This window comes from Chromobacterium fluminis, assembly GCF_011602385.1.
GTDB classification, from domain to species: Bacteria; Pseudomonadota; Gammaproteobacteria; order Burkholderiales; family Chromobacteriaceae; genus Chromobacterium; species Chromobacterium fluminis.
Window position 1 is genome coordinate 31,433 of the sequence record NZ_JAAOMA010000005.1, and the last position, 18,905, is coordinate 50,337.

Annotated in this window: 18 protein-coding genes; 14 read left to right on the forward strand and 4 right to left on the reverse strand. The window is 62.4% G+C overall.

All coding sequences use genetic code 11. From position 1 onward, the window contains the following. Window positions 1-29: 29 nt before the first annotated feature. Complete coding sequence (locus HA052_RS05275; protein ID WP_166451110.1) at window positions 30-740, reverse strand: double zinc ribbon domain-containing protein; 711 nt, start codon at window positions 738-740, stop codon at window positions 30-32. Window positions 741-884: 144 nt separating this feature from the next. Between HA052_RS05275 and bioB the strand changes: the two genes are divergently transcribed. The 10 genes from bioB (at window position 885) to HA052_RS05325 (ending at window position 11,556) form a co-directional block, all read left to right on the forward strand. Continuing rightward, entirely contained in the window at window positions 885-1,868 is a 984-nt protein-coding gene (bioB, locus tag HA052_RS05280) for a biotin synthase BioB (protein ID WP_081550530.1), read from the forward strand. 116 nt (window positions 1,869-1,984) lie between these two features. Continuing rightward, on the forward strand, window positions 1,985-3,139 hold the full coding sequence (bioF, locus tag HA052_RS05285) for an 8-amino-7-oxononanoate synthase (RefSeq protein WP_166451111.1): 1,155 nt from the start codon (window positions 1,985-1,987) through the stop codon (window positions 3,137-3,139). A 72-nt stretch (window positions 3,140-3,211) separates the two neighbouring features. Beyond that, window positions 3,212-6,061 carry a bifunctional diguanylate cyclase/phosphodiesterase gene (locus tag HA052_RS05290; protein ID WP_166451112.1) on the forward strand — a complete coding sequence of 950 codons (2,850 nt, stop codon included), beginning with the start codon at window positions 3,212-3,214 and terminating at the stop codon, window positions 6,059-6,061. Beyond that, window positions 6,051-6,680, forward strand: a complete 630-nt coding sequence (locus tag HA052_RS05295; protein WP_081550536.1) for a class I SAM-dependent methyltransferase — start codon at window positions 6,051-6,053, stop codon at window positions 6,678-6,680. The genes HA052_RS05290 and HA052_RS05295 overlap by 11 nt, the downstream gene beginning before the upstream one ends. A 24-nt stretch (window positions 6,681-6,704) precedes the next feature. Continuing rightward, window positions 6,705-7,469: a pimeloyl-ACP methyl ester esterase BioH gene (bioH, locus tag HA052_RS05300; protein ID WP_081550538.1), complete on the forward strand. Its 765-nt coding sequence runs from the start codon at window positions 6,705-6,707 to the stop codon at window positions 7,467-7,469. Continuing rightward, the gene (gene bioC, locus HA052_RS05305; RefSeq protein WP_166451113.1) at window positions 7,466-8,368 is read left to right on the forward strand and encodes a malonyl-ACP O-methyltransferase BioC; all 903 of its coding nucleotides are present in this window, start codon (window positions 7,466-7,468) and stop codon (window positions 8,366-8,368) included. The genes bioH and bioC overlap by 4 nt, the downstream gene beginning before the upstream one ends. A 3-nt stretch (window positions 8,369-8,371) precedes the next feature. Further along, a complete protein-coding gene (locus HA052_RS05310; RefSeq protein WP_166451114.1) occupies window positions 8,372-8,917 on the forward strand; it encodes a GNAT family N-acetyltransferase in 546 nt (181 codons plus the stop codon). Window positions 8,918-8,932: 15 nt separating this feature from the next. Next, on the forward strand, window positions 8,933-9,832 hold the full coding sequence (locus HA052_RS05315) for a patatin-like phospholipase family protein (protein WP_166451115.1): 900 nt from the start codon (window positions 8,933-8,935) through the stop codon (window positions 9,830-9,832). Window positions 9,833-9,922: 90 nt separating this feature from the next. Next, complete coding sequence (locus tag HA052_RS05320; protein ID WP_166451116.1) at window positions 9,923-10,576, forward strand: glutathione S-transferase family protein; 654 nt, start codon at window positions 9,923-9,925, stop codon at window positions 10,574-10,576. Window positions 10,577-10,698: 122 nt separating this feature from the next. Then, on the forward strand, window positions 10,699-11,556 hold the full coding sequence (locus HA052_RS05325) for a sterol desaturase family protein (RefSeq protein WP_166451117.1): 858 nt from the start codon (window positions 10,699-10,701) through the stop codon (window positions 11,554-11,556). Window positions 11,557-11,671: 115 nt separating this feature from the next. Here HA052_RS05325 and HA052_RS05330 read toward each other — a convergent pair whose 3' ends face one another. Then, a complete protein-coding gene (locus tag HA052_RS05330) occupies window positions 11,672-12,397 on the reverse strand; it encodes a glycine zipper 2TM domain-containing protein (protein WP_206118772.1) in 726 nt (241 codons plus the stop codon). Between the two features lie 513 nt (window positions 12,398-12,910). On the opposite strand from HA052_RS05330, the gene HA052_RS05335 reads away from it, so the two are divergent. The 4 genes from HA052_RS05335 (at window position 12,911) to HA052_RS05350 (ending at window position 17,543) form a co-directional block, all read left to right on the forward strand. Beyond that, entirely contained in the window at window positions 12,911-14,287 is a 1,377-nt protein-coding gene (locus HA052_RS05335) for an amino acid permease (protein ID WP_240937275.1), read from the forward strand. A 349-nt stretch (window positions 14,288-14,636) separates the two neighbouring features. Further along, the gene (locus HA052_RS05340; RefSeq protein WP_166451119.1) at window positions 14,637-16,013 is read left to right on the forward strand and encodes an amino acid permease; all 1,377 of its coding nucleotides are present in this window, start codon (window positions 14,637-14,639) and stop codon (window positions 16,011-16,013) included. After that, a complete protein-coding gene (locus HA052_RS05345; protein ID WP_166451120.1) occupies window positions 16,010-16,216 on the forward strand; it encodes a hypothetical protein in 207 nt (68 codons plus the stop codon). The genes HA052_RS05340 and HA052_RS05345 overlap by 4 nt, the downstream gene beginning before the upstream one ends. A gap of 13 nt (window positions 16,217-16,229) precedes the next feature. Then, window positions 16,230-17,543, forward strand: a complete 1,314-nt coding sequence (locus HA052_RS05350; RefSeq protein WP_166451121.1) for a sodium-dependent transporter — start codon at window positions 16,230-16,232, stop codon at window positions 17,541-17,543. A gap of 234 nt (window positions 17,544-17,777) precedes the next feature. Here HA052_RS05350 and HA052_RS05355 read toward each other — a convergent pair whose 3' ends face one another. Both HA052_RS05355 and HA052_RS05360 read right to left on the reverse strand, forming a co-directional pair. Then, window positions 17,778-18,089: an AzlD domain-containing protein gene (locus HA052_RS05355; protein WP_166451122.1), complete on the reverse strand. Its 312-nt coding sequence runs from the start codon at window positions 18,087-18,089 to the stop codon at window positions 17,778-17,780. Next, entirely contained in the window at window positions 18,086-18,790 is a 705-nt protein-coding gene (locus tag HA052_RS05360) for an AzlC family ABC transporter permease (protein ID WP_166451123.1), read from the reverse strand. Before HA052_RS05360 ends, HA052_RS05355 begins: the two co-directional genes overlap by 4 nt. Window positions 18,791-18,905 lie beyond the last annotated feature (115 nt).

Consider the following 18,905-nt stretch of genomic DNA (forward strand, 5'->3'; position numbering starts at 1 on the left):
TGGATTGTTCCAAAGAATCAAAATCTTGGTCAAGTTTTAGGAGAAAAAGCCCTGGCGAGCACCCAGCCATCGACCCGTTTTGCCCCCTGTTTTTTCAAAATTTCGGCCAGCGCCGACAGGGTGGCGCCGCTGGTGGCGACGTCATCGACAATGGCGATGGAAAGCCCGTCACAGCGGCAATTTACGCCGAAAGCATGGCGGAGGTTTTTCCGGCGTTCGACGCGTCCGAGAGAGGCTTGGGGCGGAGTGTTGTATTTTCGCCAACAAACCTCGGCGCTCAAACGGCTCGCCATTGTAGCAGCGAATGCTTTTGCCAACTCATGACTTTGATTGAAACCGCGCTCGGCAAGCCGTTCTTTTGCCAGTGGAACAGGAATGACGAAGTGATATTTTGGGCTGAACGGAAGGGCGAAATCAGCGAGCAAACCGCCCAAGGCCGCGCCCATCTGCAGCTGTTTTCCATATTTGAAGGCGTGGATCAGCGCGGCGAGGGGGTAATCGAACAAATACGGCGCGTACAGCGCGTCGAAGGCGGGCGGCCGGCGCTGACACTGACCGCACAAGCCGGAGACGGGCAGCGGCTCCGCGCAGCGCGCGCATTGCGCGGACGGCAGAGCCGGCAACTGTCGGCGGCAGTCCTGGCAAAAGCCCCGGTCTGCCCGGCAGTCTCCGCAGAGCAAACATGGTTGATTAAATATTGTGCACTTGTCAGATATGAGCCTTGTCAGGTTTGACAGCATGGCGCCCTCCCCAGCAAGATGCGCTGATTCGACCCACGCCCGACCGGGCGTGGCACTCTGACGGTCCTGACGGCGGAAGCCGGAATTATCCTTGCCTGATCAAGGCCTTCCATCGCCGGACAGTGACCACCGCCAGGATAGACCATGCATTCTTCCGCTATTGAATTCAAGCCTTCCGCCACCCCGCACCCGGAATCTCCCAGCTGGACTGTGGCGGAAATCGAAACGCTATTGGCGCTGCCCTTCATGGAACTAGTGTTCCGCGCGGCCGAGATTCATCGCCAGTTCTTCGATCCCACCAAGGTGCAACTGTCCACGCTGATTTCCATCAAGACCGGCGGCTGTCCGGAGGACTGCGGTTACTGCCCGCAATCGACGCATCACGACACGCCGGTGCCCAACCAGCCGATGCTGACGGTTGACGAGGTCTTGAGCGCCGCGCGCTCGGCCAAGGCCAACGGCGCCAGCCGCTTTTGCATGGGCGCGGCCTGGCGCGGCCCCAAGGACGCGGACTTGGAGAAAACCTTGGAAATGGTCAAGGAAGTCAAAGCCTTGGGTCTGGAAACCTGCGCCACCTTTGGTTTATTGAAGGGGGGGCAGGCGGAAAAACTGAAGGCGGCGGGCCTGGATTATTACAATCACAATCTGGATACCTCGCCGGACAAATATTCCGATATCATTGCCACGCGCGACTATGAAGACCGCCTCGACACTTTGGGAAAAGTACGCAGTGCGGGTCTATCGGTGTGCTGTGGTGGTATTGTTGGCATGAATGAAACCCGCAACGATCGCGCAGGTCTGATTGCACAGCTAGCGAATCTTGAGCCGCAACCGGAATCGGTGCCGATCAACAAGCTGGTCAAGGTAGAGGGCACGCCGCTGGAAGGCGCCGCGCCGCTGGACTGGACCGAGTTTGTGCGCACCATCGCGGTGGCCCGCATTGTGATGCCCAAAACCTATGTGCGATTGTCCGCCGGACGCCGGGAAATGGATGAGTCCACGCAGGCTTTGTGCTTCCTTGCGGGGGCCAATTCCATCTTTTACGGCGACAAGCTCTTGACGACCGGCAATCCCGAGGTGGACGCCGACCGGCTGTTGCTGGAAAAGCTTGATCTGACGCCGCTTTGAGAGGATTGGGCGGCGGATTCGCGGGCGATGTAAAAAATGTATATATAAGGAATAGCTTGGGCGGCCGGCGAGGCCGGTTCCGGCCAAGCCCTTTTCACGGGATATTTCGAGCCGATATGCGCCTTCAAGACCTGCCTGCCGCCCTGCTGGACCTTTCCACCACTCATTGCCGTCGCCACCGCGCGGTCATCGACAGCCCGCAAGGAGTCGAAGTGGTGGTGGACGGGCGTTCCTATGTCTCTTTCGCCAGCAACGATTACCTTGGACTAGCCGATCACCCGGCTCTGGTGCGCGCCGCGCAGCAGGGCCTTGAGCGTTGGGGGGTGGGCGGCGGTTCCTCGCATTTGCTGGCCGGCCACTTCAGCGTGCAACAGCAGGCCGAAGAGGCGCTGGCGGAATTCGTCGGCCAGCCTGCGGCATTATTGTTCGGCTCCGGTTACGCGGCCAATCTGGCGATTGTCAGCAGTTTGCTGGACCGCGGCGACGCGGTGTTCGCCGACCGGCTGAACCATGCCTCGCTGAACGACGCCTGTAGACTGAGCCGCGCCGAGTTCAAGCGCTTTCATCACAATGACCTGGCGCAGCTGGAGCGTTTGCTGGCGGAGTCCAGCGCGCGCTCCAAACTGATCGCGGTGGAGTCTGTGTACAGCATGGACGGCGATGAAGCCCCGCTGCCGGCGTTGCTGGCCTTGGCCGAGCGTTATGACGCCTGGCTGTATGTGGACGACGCCCATGGCTTCGGCGTGTTGGGCGATGGCCGCGGCGCGCTGGCCGAGCATGGGCTGTCCAGCCCGCGCTTGATTTACATGGCGACCTTGGGCAAGGCCGCCGGCGTGGCCGGCGCCTTCATCTCCGGTGGAACGGATTTGGTGGAGTGGCTGATCAATTCCGCGCGCAGCTATATTTACACTACCTCCCAGCCGCCGGCCTTGGCCTGTGCGATTCTGGCCAGCCTGCGTTTGATCGCCGAGGCGGACGAGCGGCGCGCGCGGCTGCGGGAATCGATAGAAACCGTCAAATCCGGACTATCTGAATTCAAATACTCTGTAGGGGCTTCCCGAACGCCGATTCAGCCACTTATCATAGGCGGCGAAGAACAGGCGTTGGCCCTGGCCGCTCGTCTGCGCGACCAGGGCTTGTGGGTGCAGGCGATCCGCCCGCCCACGGTAGCGGCCGGGACGGCGCGCTTGCGTCTGTCTTTGTCGGCCATGCATCAGCCGGAACACTTGCAGCGCTTGCTGTCCTGTATTCAGCGCGCGGCGGCGTCCTGAGCCGGCGCGCCCATGGGGAGGGGCGCGCCGGCATGGCCGGATTTTCCAGCTAACTCATACTACGATAATCACATGAAGAGCATGGCTGAATATCTGGCGACGCCAGAGCAGGCCGCCGCAATGGCGCTGTCTCTGCTGCAAGAGCAGGGAGGGGTGCGCGTTGCCGCGGTCTGGCGGCAGCTGGGGGCGGCCTGGCAGCTCTTGGCGGCCTTGGGCGCCGCCGACGCCTTGCCCAGCGTAGAGACGTTGGAGGGCGGCGGCCGGTTGGACGCGGGCTGTGAGGCCATGCCCTTGCGCGCCGGGGAGCAGGTGCTGGGATGGCTGGTGTGGCGGGGGGACGCCGGGCCGGCGCTGAATCCTTCCGCGGCCTTGCTGTGCGCCCATCTGCTGTGCGCGCGGCTGGGCGCGGAGCAGGTGGCCGCGCGCGAAGCCAATGAAGCCTTGTTCGATATTTCGCAATTGGCCGAAGAGTGCGGCACCATCGATCAGGTTCTGCCCGGCCTGCACCGTCAGATGATGCGGTTGATGGATGCTCGCAACTTCTACATTGCTCTGTACGACGATGAGGCCCAGGTTATCCACTTTCCCTTCTACATCGACCAACGCGATCCCGCTCCGCCCGCCAGCGACGCCATTTTTCCGCTGGCCGGCCACGCCCAGTCCTTGACCGCCTGGTTGATCCGCGGTGGCAAGCCGGTGGTGCTGAGCCGGGAACGCTTGCTGGAAGTGTGCCAGCAGGAGGGCTTGAGCCGACAGGGACTGTTGCCGGCCAGCTGGATGGGCGCGCCGCTGGCCAATGCCGGCGGCCATGTGATCGGCGCGGTGGTGCTGCAGCTGTACGAGGATCAAACGCCGCTGACCTCGGCCGAGCAGCAGTTGTTTCTGTTCGCCGCCCGCCATGTCGGCTTTGTGCTGGAGCGGGTGTTGCATCGCAGCCAGCTGGAGCGCCAGGTTTGGCTGCGCACCAGCGAGCTCGAAGGCGCCAACGCGCGACTGCGCGCGGAGGTGGCCGAACGCAAGCGCGCCGAGCGTTTCCAGGGCGCCTTGTTCCGTATCGCGGAGTTGTCCAATACCAGCTTGTCGCTGGAAGCTTTTCTCGGTGGCCTGCACCGGCTGCTGGCCGAAATGGTGCCGGCGCGCAATTGCCTGGTGGCTTTGTACGATCAGGCCGAAGATTGCATCAGCTTTCCCTACTGCGCCGACGAATACGCGCCGCCGCTCAAGCCGCATAGGCCGGGCAAGGGCTTTGTCGAACAGGTGCTGCACAGCGGACGGCCTTTGCTGATTGATCCCTATTCGCAGCTGAACCGCCAGCTCGAGGCCGATGAGGAGCTGCCCCGACCCAAGAGCTGGCTGGGTGTGCCCCTGTATTGCGGCACCGATCTCTTGGGCGTGCTGGCGGTGCAAAGTTACGAAGAGGAGGTGGTCTACAACTTCCGCGATCAAGAAGTGCTGGAATTCGTCGCCAACCACATCGGGGCGGCGCTGACCCGGGTCAAGGCGCTGGAAAGCCTGCAAACCGCTTACGTGGAACTGGAGCAACGGGTGCGGGAGCGGACCAGCGAGCTGGACGCGGTCAACGCCCAGTTGGAGTTCGACAGCCTGCACGATCCGCTGACCAAGCTGCCTAACCGCAGCTATTTTTCCAAGGCCTTGCGCCGGGCTTGGGAGACGTATTCGCATGGCGGAGGCGAGCGCTTCGCGGTGCTGTTCATCGATCTGGATCGCTTCAAGCTGGTCAACGACACACTGGGGCACTTGGCCGGCGACCACCTTTTGTTCGAAGCCGGCGCGCGCATCCGTTCCTGCTTGCGCCATTACGATTTTCTGGCGCGGCTGGGCGGCGACGAGTTCGCGGTGTTGATGTTCGGCATGGACGGCGGCGGCGACTGCGAGCGCATCGCTCAGCGCATCGTCAGCGAGTTTGAGCGGCCGGTGATCCTGGCGGGGCGGGAGGTGTTTTCCACCGCCAGCGTCGGGGTAGTGCTGGCGGACCACGAGCATTACCACAAGGCCGACGACCTGCTGCGCGACGCGGACCACGCGATGTATTGCACCAAGCAGCAGGGGCGGCAGGGTTATACCTTGTTTAACCATGAGCTGCGCGTCAACCAGGCGGACCAGTTGGCGCTGGAGAGCGAACTGCGGCGCGCGCTGGAGGAAGAGGGGCAGTTGCTGCCGTACTTCCAGCCCTTCATTGAAGGCGACAGCGGCGAGCTGGTCGGCTTTGAAGCCTTGGCCCGCTGGCAGCATCCGCAGCGCGGTCTGATTTCGCCGGGTTTGTTCCTGCCCATCGCCGAGGAGAGCGGGCTGATTACCCGTCTGGACCGTTATATGCTGAACGCCGCCTGCGCTCAATTGAGCGCGTGGCGCGCTCAGGGCCGGGTGGGGCCGGAGGTGGCCCTGCACATCAATCTGTCGTCGGCCCATTTCCACGATCCGGAACTGGCGGCCTGGATAGGCGAGCGCATTCGGCATTACCGGCTGCCGCCGGCGACGCTGCATCTGGAAATCACCGAAAGCGCGCTGATCGATCAGCCGGAAATCGCCGCGACCGTGATGCACGCGTTGCATGAATTGGGGGTGCGGCTGGCCTTGGACGACTTCGGCACCGGTTATTCAGCGCTGTCCTATCTGCACCGCTATCGCTTCGATGTGCTGAAAATAGACCAGTCCTTCGTCTTCGACCTGGACCGCACTCAGGAATCGGCGGCTATCGTGCGGGCCATTCTGGCGTTGGCCAAGGCCTTGGATCTGGAGGTGGTGGCCGAAGGCGTGGAAACCGCGGCTCAACTGGCCATGCTCAAAAAGATGGGCTGCGGCAAACTGCAGGGCTTTTACTTCGCCGCTCCGGCGCCGGCCCAGGGCGTGGACTGGGAGCGGCTGGCCCGCTTCCGCAAGGCGTTCCAAAGTGAGCGCTAGCGGATGGCGGCGTTGGCCGCAGACATTTAACCGCTGGCGCTACAATCTGTACGCTCCGGTCTACGACAGGGTGGCGCAGGCTTTCGCCGCGCGCCGTCGCCGTTCCATCGCCTTGCTCAATCCGCAGCCAGAGGAACGCATCCTGTTGGTGGCCGCCGGCACCGGTTTGGATCTGGATTTTATGGTGCGCTGCCGCCATGTGGCCGCGATCGACATTTCGGACGGCATGCTGGCGCGGCTGAGCGCTCACGCGGTGGCCCTGGGCATGGCGGTGGATGCCAGGGTGATGGACGCGCAGGCGATGGATTTCCCCGACGCCAGCTTTGACGCGGTGGTGCTGCATCTGGCGTTGGCGGTGGTGCCGGACCCGCAAGCCTGCATCCGCGAAGTGGAGCGCGTGCTCAAGCCCGGCGGACGGGCGGCGGTGTTCGATAAATTCCTGCCCGACGGCCGGCGGCCGTCTTTGTTGCGCAGCGCCGGCAACCTGCTGTCGCGCGTGATCGCCACCGACATCAACCGCCGGCTGGAGGATATCCTGGCGGCCTGTCGTTTAAGCAAGGTTCATGACGAAGATGCCGGACTAGGTGGTTTCTTTCGCATCGCGATCTTGCGAAAATGAAGGTTTCACCCCATCTGGTCGTCCATGAGTCTGTTTGTTGAAACGCTGGGTCAAGGCCCGGACGTAGTCCTGCTGCACGGTTGGGGCTTGCATGGCGGCGTGTTCAGCCGCGTGGCGGCGCAATTGGCCGTTGGTCATTGCGTGCATCTGGTCGATCTGCCCGGTCACGGCGCGTCCGCCCCATTGGCCTCCTTCGACGCCGACGCGGTGGCCGATCTGTTGGATCAGGCTTTTCCGTTGCCGCTGCAATTGGTGGGCTGGTCGCTGGGCGGCTTGATCGCCCAGCATTGGGCGGCCCGCCATCCCGACAAGATCAAGAGCCTGGCCTTGGTGGCGACCAGCCCGCGCTTCGTGCGCGACGACAGCTGGCCGCACGCGCAGGAGCGCAAGTCCATTGAAGCGGTGGCCGCCAGCCTGGACGGCGCCTTCGAGCAGACGCTGGAACGTTTCCTGGCCTTGCAGATGATGGGCGCGCCGTCCGCGCGCGACACGCTGAAGGCCTTGCGCGCGGACTTGTTCGCCCATGGCCGGCCGCAAGGCCTGCTGCCGGCGCTGGAGCTGCTGCTTATGGCCGACGCGCGCGCGCTGGCCGGCCGCATTCAATGCCCGGTGGGACTGTTCTACGGCGCCCGCGACGCCATCACGCCGATAGGCGCCGGCCGTTGGCTGGCCGACGCGCTGGGCGATGCCCGGCTTTATGAATTTCCGCAAGCGTCGCACGCGCCGTTTCTGTCGCACGAAGCCGAATTCGTCGCCGCGCTTGCCCAGCATTTGGAAACCCATGCATGACTGAAGCGTTTTACACCGACAAGGCGCGCGTGCGCGCCTCGTTCGAGAAGGCCGCCGCCAGCTACGACTCCGCCGCGGTCTTGCAGCGCGAAGTCTCCGACCGGATGTCCGAGCGGCTGGACTACATCAAGTTTCAGCCGCAAGTGGTGCTGGACGCCGGCGCCGGCACGGGTTACGGCTCGGCCCAGCTGCGCGCCCGCTACCCGGACGCGCGCGTGGTGGAACTGGACCTGGCTCAGGCGATGCTGCAAGCCTCCCGCGCCAAGCAGCAAAGCGGCGACGGCCTGTTGAAAAAGCTGTTCCGTCCCAGCCTGCCGTGGCAGGTGGTGGCCGATGTCGAGCGCCTGCCGCTGGCCGACGCCAGCGTGGACATGATCTGGTCCAGCCTCACCATCCAGTGGGTCAACGTGCCGGATAGCGTGTTCGCCGAATTCCGCCGCGTGTTGAAGCCCGAAGGCATGCTGATGTTTTCCACCCTGGGCCCAGATACCCTGCATGAACTGCGGGGCGCCTTCGCCGGAGTGGACCGCGCCACCCACGTCAACCAATTCATCGACATGCACGATCTGGGCGACGCGCTGATGCGCGCCGGTTTCGCCGAGCCGGTGATGGACATGGAAAAAATCGTGTTGACCTATGGCCGCGCCCGCGAGGTGATGGCGGACCTGAAAGCCATCGGCGCGCACAACGCCACCAGCGGCCGCGGACGCGGCCTGATGGGCAAGCACGCCTGGCAGCGGGTGGAGGCGGCGTATGAGGATTTGCGCCGCGACGGCAAGCTGCCGGCCACCTACGAGGTGGTGTACGGTCATGCCTGGAAGGGCAGCGACAAGAAACTGGCCAAGTTCAGCGACGACGGCCGCCAGGTGATCGAGTTCGTCAAGAAACGGCCGGAATAGGCGATGCCGACCATCCGCTCGGCGACGCAAGCAGACGCCGCTTGCCTGGCCGCTTTGTCGATTCAAGTGTGGCTGAGCACCTACGTGACCGACGGCGTCCGCAGGGACATGGCCGACTATGTGCTGAACGAATTCACGCCGGCCAATTTCGAGACGCTGATCGCCAGCCCCTCGCATCATCTGCTGGCGATGGAGCAAGACGGATTTTTGCTTGGCTATGCGCTGATGAAGCTGGACAGCCCATGCCGAGGCTGCGATTTCCCCACCGTGGAAATGCTCCGGCTTTATCTGGTGGAGAGCCGAACCGGGGAAGGCCTGGGCCGACGTTTGCTGGCAGCGGCGCGGCGATGGGCGCTCGATCTTCCCGGACAACCGCGTTTGTGGCTGACGGTGTGGCACCGCAACGAGCGCGCGATCGCGTTCTACCGCCGGCTAGGCATGACCGTTCACGGCGAATGCCATTTCGAATTGGAGGGCGCGCGGCATCTGAATTACGTGATGCTGGATTGCGCGTCCGTTGGGGCGGTTCCGACCACCGCCGATGCCTGAAAGCCCGATGAAATCATGATGAGTAAACACACACTCCGCCCCTGGCTGTTGGCGGGCATGGCCGCGCTGCTGTCGGCTTGTTCCACCTTGTCTTCTCCTCCCGCGGCGGTGCCGCCCAAGCCGGTGCTGAAGCCCAAGATCGGCTTGGCGCTGGGCGGCGGCGCGGCCAAGGGCTTCGCCCACGTTGGCGTGATCAAGGTGTTGGAAGCCGCTGGCCTCACGCCGGACCTGGTGACCGGCACCAGCGCCGGCAGTGTGGTCGGCAGCCTGTACGCGTCCGGTCTTAGCGGCATGCAGTTGCAAAGCCGGGCGATTCAATTGGACGAATCCAATCTCACCGACTGGACCTTGTCCAGCAAGGGCGTGATCAAGGGCGAGAAACTACAGAACTGGATCAACGCTCAGGTGGCCAACAAGACCATGGAACAACTGCCGCGCCCGTTCGGCGCGGTGGCCACCGAGCTGGACAGCGGCCGCAAAGTGGTGTTCCGCCTGGGCAACACCGGCCAGGCCGTACGCGCGTCGGCCAGTATTCCCAATGTGTTCCTGCCGGTGAAGATAGGCAACAAGAGCTATGTCGACGGCGGCCTGGTCAGCCCGGTGCCGGTCAGCGCCGCGCGCGAGATGGGCGCGGACTTTGTCATCGCCGTCGATATCTCGGCGCGGCCGCGCAAGGGTGCCGCCACCGGCTTTCTGTCCATGTTGGACCAGAGCCTGAACATCATGAACGGACCGGCGCTGGCGCAAGAACTGAAGCAGGCCGATGTGGTGATCCGCCCGCAGGTGCAGAATATCGGATCCGCTCAATTTGACGCGCGTCATCAGGCTATTCTGGAAGGCGAGCGCGCCGCGCAGGCGGCGCTGCCGCAGATCCGGCAATTGCTGCAGCAAAAAGCCGTTGCCATGAATAAGTAATGGCATAATGCTGCCGGGCTGGTCCTGCATCGCAGCATGGCCGGCCGCCTTCCATCAGCAACCGCAGGCACGGCCTGCCTGGAGACCTGAATGATCAAGCTTTACGGCGCTGCGCTGTCCCCTTATTACAACAAGGTCAAAATCGCCTTGCTGGAAAAGGGCGTCAACTTCCAAGAAATCCTCACCGCCCCTTCGCAGCAGGAAGAACTGCTGGCGAAGAGCCCGATGGGCAAGATTCCTTTTGTCGAAGTGGGCGGCCACGCCATGGCGGAGTCATCGGTGATCCTGGAATGGCTGGAGGACGCCTATCCCACCGCCTCCTTGCTGCCGCCGACGCCGAACGGCCGCGCTCACGCGCGCCAACTGAGCGCGATGCTGGATTTGTACGTGTTGTTGCCGGCGCTGCCGCTTTACCGCCATTGGCTGTTCGGCAGCCCGCTGGAAGCCGGCGGCATTGACGCCGCTCGCCAGCAGATCACTCGAGGCGTGGCGGCCTGCGCGCAGTTGCTGGATTACGGGCCTTGGGCCTGTGGCGAAGATTTCAGCAGCGCCGACATCAGCGCCGCCTGCATCCTGCCGGCGCTGGAGCAGATGAGCAAAGCCTTGCTGGGCGAAGACGTAACCGCCGCCTTCCCCGACCGAGAGGCCTATCTGCAGCGCCTGTCCGCGCGCAGAAGCGTGAACCGGACCTGGAGCGAGAGAGAGGCGGCCTTGACCGCGTTTCGTGCGCGTCAGCAGCAGTAGGGTAGACCGCAGGCCAGGGCTGATCCGCTTGCCGGCATTCGGCGTTTGAGTAATTATAGAGCTCAAACTCCAATCAAGTGTTTGCCCACAGTGCAAACGCCTTGCCCAAGCGGGAGACCGTGATGAAGTTCGATATTCAGTTGCTGCTGCTGGCGATGGCGCCGGTGTTTCTGGCCTTCGTGGCCGGCGAGTTGTGGCATCTGCGCCGGCAGGGCCGGCTCAGCCTTTACGACTGGCGGGACTCGGTGTGCTGCGCCTGTTTGGGTTTGTTGCACCAGGGCGCGGACAAGCTGGCCTGGGTGCTGGTGCTGCCCTTGTACGCATGGATTTATCAGCAGCACCGTTTGTTTCAGTTTTCCGATTCCTGGCTCAGTTTCCTGCTGCTGTTCATTGGCCAGGATTTTCTCTACTACTGGTTCCACCGCGTTAGTCATCGCGTGCGCTGGCTGTGGGCGGCGCACAGCGTCCATCACAGCTCTACCCGCATGAATTTCACCACCGCCTTCCGTCAAAGCCTGATGTATCCGCTGGCCGGCATGTGGGCGTTCTGGCTGCCGCTTGCCTGGCTGGGCTTCCCGCCGGAGCAGGTGGTGGGCGTGGTGTTGCTGAACCTGGCCTTCCAGTTCTTCGTGCATACCCAGGCCTGCCCCAAGCTGGGTTGGCTGGAGTACGTGCTCAACACCCCGTCCATCCATCGCGGCCACCATGCCAAGAATCCGCGCTACATCGACCATAACTACGCCGGCGTGCTGGTGGTCTGGGACCGCCTGTTCGGCACCTATGTCGAAGAGAGCGCCGACGACCCATGCGACTACGGCACCGTCAAGCCGGTGAACAGCTTCAATCCGCTGTGGGTGAGCGTGGTGGAATGGCGCGACATGCTGCGCGAAGCCTGGCGCGCGCCAAACTGGAAAGACCGTTGGACGGTCTTGTTCGGCCCGCCGGAAGAGGCGGAGGCGGCCGCGGTGCGCTGGCGCTGAGGGCATGAAAAAAGCGGACCGGGAGGTCCGCTTTTGCGTGGCGATCAGGATGGTTTGTCGCTTGAAGAACGTTTCAATGCAGTATCGCCGATGCGCAACAGATCGTGAGCGGGTTTTAAACCAGCACTTTGCCGTTCTTGGCCGGCAAGGTCTTGCCCTTGGGCTTGCGGTCCATGCGGACGGTGCCGGTCTTGCCGTCCAGCGAGTATTTGACGTCGTAGCCGACGACCTTCTCGCTGCTTTCGTTCACTTCATTGCAAATGGTCTGGGTGCTGTTGACCTGATCGCGTTGTTGCATGCCTTCCTGCACCTTGTTGCCGGCCAAGCCGCCGGCCAGCGCGCCGATCACGGTGGCGGCTTTCTTGCCGTTGCCGCCGCCCACTTGATTGCCCAGCACGCCGCCGAGCACGCCGCCTATCACCGAGCCCGCGATGCGGTTTTGATCCTGCACCGGCGCTTGATGGGTCACTTGCTCCTGATGGCAGACCTGCTTGGGCGCATTGACGGTTTCCTTGATCGGCGTCACCGCCAGAATGCGGGCATGCGTGGCGTGAACCGGCGCCGCGGGCTTGGCCGGCGCGCTCGGTTCGGCGGGCTTCGCAACGGCTTGAGCCGTTTGAGCGGCGGTCGGCGCAGCCGCCGCGACGATCGCCGGAGCGGAGGCCACCGTGGGAGGCAACACCGCTACCGCGGCGGATGCTGCGGCCGGCGCGCTGGCGGTTTGCTGAGGCGCGGCCGCGGTTTGCGGGTTGGATTTCACGGCTTGATAGCCGGCCACGCCCAGGCCGCCAAGGGCAATGCCGCCGCCCAGCACGCTGGCGATCAACAAGGATTGTTTCATGGTTTGTCTCCAAAAAGCGGGCCGTCTATGCAGCCGTAATCATGATGGGTGAGATGAAATTCAGACACTTTATGGTGGCAGACAGTTGCAAATTAAATGTTTTCCATTTGTTACTAAAAGTGGCGAATCGTTAGCGTTTACGGTGACGAGGACGGGAATCGGCTATCGGTAGCGGTTTGATTTAAATCAAGATATCGGCGAGCAAACGCTTGCTTATATGTCTTTGGTATTGTTGGGGCGGGGGAGTGGGCTCGTAGCAGAAATTTGCAGTAGTCTGCAGATAATTGAGCAATTAGAGCAAAGTTTTTGTTTAAATAATCGAATTTAATTTCATTGTATCCAATATATGACGCTATTAAGGCATAAAAATCCAATGTCTTCATTTGACGCGAGGCGGGCTTGAGTGCTTAATGTCCAGCTTGTTGTTGTTTGCAACAGAAACGAAGCGGCTTGCCTGAATTGTCATGCTGTTGGTATTAATGTTGCTGGAAAATGATGATTGAGGGGCTTGTCTTGACTGATATTTCAAACGAAGCCGGTTTGAAGCGCGGTTTGAAAAACCGCCACATCCAATTGATCGCGCTGGGCGGCGCGGTGGGCACCGGCCTGTTCCTCGGTTCGGCCAGCGTGCTGAAAGCCGCTGGCCCGTCGATGATTCTGGGCTACGCCATCGCTGGCCTGATCGCCTTCATGATCATGCGCCAACTGGGCGAAATGGTGGCGCAAGAGCCGGTGGCCGGCTCCTTCAGCCACTTCGCCTACCGTTACTGGGGCGATTTCGCCGGCTTCCTGTCCGGCTGGAACTACTGGGTATTGTACATCCTGGTCAGCATGGCCGAGCTCACCGCCGTAGGCGCCTATGTTCAGTACTGGTGGCCGCATGTGCCCGCCTGGGTGTCGGCGTTGGTGTTCTTCGTTTGTATCAACGGCATCAACCTGGCCAACGTCAAGGTTTACGGCGAAGCGGAGTTTTGGTTCGCCTTGATCAAGGTGGTGGCGGTGATCGCGATGATTTTGTTTGGCGGCTATCTGCTGCTGACCGGCACCGGGGGGCCGCAGGCCTCGGTGAGCAATCTGTGGAGCGACGGCGGTTTCTTCCCGCACGGCTTTGGCGGCTTGTTCATGATGATGGCGGTGATCATGTTCTCCTTCGGCGGCCTGGAGCTGATTGGCCTGACCGCTGCCGAGGCGGACAATCCGCGCACCACCATCCCCAAGGCGGTGAATCAGGTGATCTACCGCATTCTGATCTTCTACATCGGTTCGCTGGTGGTGCTGCTGTCCCTGTACCCGTGGAGCAAGGTGGCGTCCGGCGGCAGCCCCTTCGTGATGATCTTCCAGCAGATTGGTTCCGGCCTCACTGCCAATCTGCTTAACTTCGTGGTGTTGACCGCGGCGCTGTCGGTGTACAACAGCAGCGTCTACGCCAATAGCCGCATGCTGTACGGCCTGGCCAAGCAGGGCAATGCGCCCAAGACTTTGATGAAGGTAGATAAACGCGGCGTGCCGGTGACGGCGATTCTGGTGTCGGCGGCGGCGACTTTTGCCTGCGTAATTCTCAACTACGTGTTGCCGGGCGAGGCGCTGGGCATCTTGATGTCGCTGGTGGTGGCCGCCTTGGTGACCAACTGGGCGATGATCAGTCTGACGCACTTGAAGTTCCGCCGCGCCAAGGTCGAGGCCGGCGAACAACTGGTGTTCAAATCATTCTGGTTCCCGCTGACCAACTGGGTCTGCCTGGCCTTCATGGCAATGATTCTGTTGATCCTGCTGCTGACCCCGGGCGCCGCGGTATCGGTCTATGTGTTGCCGATATGGCTGGGGTTGTTGTGGGTAGGTTATCGCGCCAAGGGCGCGCCGGCGGCGGAGCCCGCGCGCCAAACGCCTTGAGGATGTTCTCATCGGTCGCTCGGCGACCGTAATCGGCAGGGCCCCCTCCCTAGGCGGCCCTGCTTTTTTACGTAGGCTTATCCGACCCTAAAATGTTTATTGGACTATATGTCTAATAAATTGAGGTCATGGCATTGGTATGCAATCCTTTGCCAAATATAGTTAAATGTTTTTTGACCGTATGTCTTATTTTGTTTAATCTGGTCATGGTTTGTTTGAAGTTGATGTATGTAATAGGGATGTCTTGCTGATTTTATTGGACAATTTGTCCAGTTTGCGAGTGGTAAGGGCCTTGCTGCATTGATGAAGCAATACCGTTCCATTCACTCAATCAGCAGGAGACGCCAAGGTGAGCGTTACCCCCACTTCCACCGGTTTGAAGCGCGAGCTGAAAAACCGCCATATTCAGTTGATCGCGCTGGGCGGCGCGATCGGCACCGGTCTGTTCCTGGGCTCGGCCAGCGTGTTGAAAGCGGCTGGACCATCGATGATTCTCGGCTACGCCGTCGCCGGCTTCATCATTTTCCTGATCATGCGCCAATTGGGCGAAATGCTGGCCGAAGAGCCGGTGGCCGGTTCGCTTAGCCATTTCGCCGACCGCTACTGGGGCAAGTTTCCCGCCTTCTTGTCCGGCTGGAATTACTGGGCGCTGTATGTGCTGGCCGGCATGGCCGAACTGACGGCCGCCGGCGAATACGTGCGCTACTGGTGGCCGGATGTGCCCACCTGGGTTACCGCTCTGGTCTTCTTCACGGTGATCACCGGCGTCAATCTGAGCAGCGTCAAATATTACGGCGAGACGGAGTTCTGGTTCGCGCTGATCAAGGTGGGCGCGGTGATCGCGATGATCGTGTTCGGCGGCTATCTGCTCTTGTCCGGTAACGGCGGGCCGCAGGCCTCGGTGAGCAATCTGTGGCGCGATGGCGGCTTCTTCCCGCACGGCTTTGGCGGCTTGTTCATGACGATGGCGGTGATCATGTTCTCCTTCGGCGGGCTGGAGCTGATCGGCATGGCGGCGGCGGAGACCCAGGACCCGCAGAAAACCATTCCCAAGGCGGTGAACCAGGTGATCTACCGCGTGCTGATCTTCTATATCGGCTCGCTGGCGGTATTGCTGTCCTTATATCCGTGGAGCAAGGTGGCCGCCGGCGGCAGCCCCTTCGTCATGATTTTCGAGCAGATCGGCGCTGGTTTCGCCGCGCACGGGCTCAATTTCGTGGTGCTGACCGCGGCCTTGTCGGTGTACAACGGCGGCGTCTACGCCACCAGCCGCATGTTGTTCAGCCTGGCTCAGCAGGGCAATGCGCCCAAGCGCATGGCCAAGCTGGACAAGCGCGGGGTGCCGGTCAATGCCACCTTGTTCTCGGCTCTGGCGACTTTCGCCGGCGTGGTGCTTAACTACCTGTTGCCCAACGGCGCGCTGGCGCTGCTGATGTCCTTGGTGGTAACCGCGCTGGTGATTAACTGGGCGATGATTAGCCTGACGCATCTGAAGTTCCGCCGTGCTCAGGGCGGCCGCAAGCTGGTGTTCGCTTCCCTGTGGCATCCGGCGGCCAACTGGCTGTGCCTGGCCTTTATGGCGATGATTCTGGGCGTGATGCTGTTCACGCCGGGCGTCGCGGTATCGGTGTATGTGCTGCCGGCCTGGCTGTTGGTGTTGTGGCTGGGTTTTCGGCTGAAGCGGGCGGGGATGGCGGAGGCCGGCTTGGCTGTCGACAAGGCGTGAGCGCGCATGCCGGGCTTGACGTACTGAGGCGTAAACCGGCATGCTGGCACACTTATGAAGCAGAAGATCCCATTCCAAACCAAATCGTGGTGGTGGCGCAGCTAATCGGCGCGCCAGGGATTTTCGCATCTGCTTTCCGGGCCGCCGTCATGGGCGGCCTTGTTGTATTCAGCGTTACCCTGTGCGGCGGCAAACTGTTCTGACTCAGGAGTTGTCATGTCTCGCACGCAATGGGGTTCCCGCCTCGGTTTCATTCTGGCTTCGGCCGGTGCCACGGTCGGCCTGGGCTCCATCTGGAAGTTTCCTTACGTCACCGCGATGAATGGCGGCGGCGCCTTTCTACTGATCTATCTATTGCTGACCTTCACCTTGGGCATCGCCTTGCTGTTGGCCGAGATCGCCATCGGCCGCGCGGCGGCCTGCGGCGCGGTGAGCGCTTTTGCCCAGCTGGGCTCGCGCCGCTGGAAGCTGGTGGGCTACGCCGGCGTGTTGTGCGGCTTTCTAGTGTTTTCCTTCTACAGCGTGGTGGGCGGCTGGACTCTGGGCTATCTGCTGCGAGCGGTGGACGGCCGGGTGATGAGCAACGACCCGGCGGCGCTGGCGCGCTTGTTCGGCGATTATGTGTCCGATCCCTTCGAATCCCTGCTGACTCACGCCTTATTCACCGGGCTGACCTTGCTGGTGGTGATGTGCGGGGTGCAGAAGGGGATTGAGCGGGCCGGCAAGGTGCTGATGCCGCTGTTGTTCCTGCTGATGCTGGGCTTGATCGCGCGCTCGCTGACCTTGCCGGGCGCGGAGGCCGGCGTGGCGGCCCTGCTGACGCCGGATTTCTCCAAAGTGACGCCGGGCATGTTGGTGGAGGCCTTGGGCCTGGCCTTCTTCTCCTTGTCGGTGGGCGCCGGCTGCATGATCGCCTACGGTTCCTACCTGGGCAGGGACGCGAAACTGGCGGGAGCGGCTTTGTGGGTGACCGGCCTGACCACGCTGACCTCGGTCTTGGCCGGCCTGATGATCTTTCCGGCGATCTACGCCTTCGGTCTGGATCCGCAGGCCGGTCCGGGCCTGACCTATATGACCATGCCGGTGGTGTTCAACCACCTGCCTTTCGGCCAAGGCTTGGCGACGGCTTTCTTTCTGCTGCTGCTGATGGCGGCGCTGACTTCTTCGGTGTCCTTGCTGGAACTGGTGGCGGTGTTTCCCATCGATGAATGGGGCGTCGGCCGCCGTAAGGCGACGCTGCTCATCTGTCTGCTGGTGTTTTGCGCCGGGGTGCCGGCGGCATTGTCCTTTGGGCCGCTGGCGGATTGGAAGCTGTTCGGCCGCAATGTGTTCGAGCTGATGGATTACACCGCGTCCAACATCCTGCTGCCGCTGGGCGGTATCGGCACCGCCTGCTTCGCCGGCTGGGTGATCTGGCCGACCATGCGAGCCGAGTTGCAACTGCCCAGGGCCTTGGCGTCCGGCGTGCGTTTCATCTATTGCTGGGCGGCGCCGGTCCTGATCGGTTTGGTGCTGGTCTACAATATCTGAGCCGAGGTTCCGCGCGCGGCCCGCTGCCCATTGCCGGCCGCGAGCCGCGAAAGCGGCTCACGCTGGCTCCGAACGGGTTCTCAGAACGTTTTTACGATCTCGCGAGCGAAGGCGAGACAAGGCGAAAACAGCGGAGAAAGCGGAATGTACAGGTGGTACATGAGCATTTCGAAGTTGGTTTCAACGCCCTTGTCCAACTATCCCGCCGACGCGCAGCAGATCGTAAACAGGTTCTTAGAGCCAGCGCAGCAAGCCGTAGACGACGAAACTGACCACAATGGCGAGCAGGGTTTTGCCGTTTTTCCACGCCACCGCGATGGCGACCAAGGTACCGATCAGGTAGGCGTTGCCCAGCGACAGATCAATGTGTCCGGCCGGGGCCAGCGCCATCGGCGCCACCAGCGCCGACAGCACCGCCGCCGGCACATAGTGCAGCGCGCGGTTCAGCCAGTCCGGGAAAGCCAGCCGCTGACCGAACACCAGAAAGCTGGCGCGGATCAGCAAAGTGGCCGCCAGCATGCCGAATATCATCCACCACTGGTTCATGCCGCCTCCTTGCGCTTGCCTTCCAGCAAGAGCCCGGCGCCGACGCCCAGCAGCGCCGCCAGCATCAGATCCAGCTTGTAGGGCAGGCCGCGCGCCAACAGCGCGGTCAGGCCGGCTACCGTCGCGGCCGCCAGCGTAGGCCGCTTTTTCAATTGCGGCGCGACGATGGCGGCGAAGGTCGCCACCATGGCGAAGTCCAGCCCCAGTTGCGCCAGCCCGGGCACCGAACGTCCCAACAGAATGCCGGCCAGCGTCCATGCCTGCCAGTTGCCGTACATCGCCAGCGAAGAGCCCAGCCAATACCACTGACCGCCGGCCGCGCCCTGGGTGCGGAAGCGGTGCTCGACCACGGCGAAGGTTTCGTCGGTGAGCCAGAACGCCAGCGGCCAGCGCCAGGCCCGCGGCCATTGCCGGGCGTAAGGCAGCAGGGTGGCGCTGTACAGCGCATGGCGCAGATTGACCACGAAGGTGGTCAGCCATAGCACCGGCAGCGCGGCGCCGGCCGCCACCAGGCTGACGGCAATGAATTGCGAGGAGCCTGCGAAAACCAGCAGGGACATGGCTTGGGTTGTCAGCGGGCTGAGGCCGGCGGCGATGGCCAGGGTGCCGAAGATCACGCCGAAGGGCGCGGCGCCTATCAGCATGGGCAGGCTGTCGCGCGCGCCTTGCCATGCCCAGGCGGCGGGGGTAGGGCTTGTCATCGGGGCGTATCCTTGCGGCAATGAGATGGATTCATCATGCCGCCGAAACCGGCCGTCGTCTTGAACGATTTTGCAGGATGGGTTTGCGGTGTGGCTTGTCTCGCGAGCTAGCGTG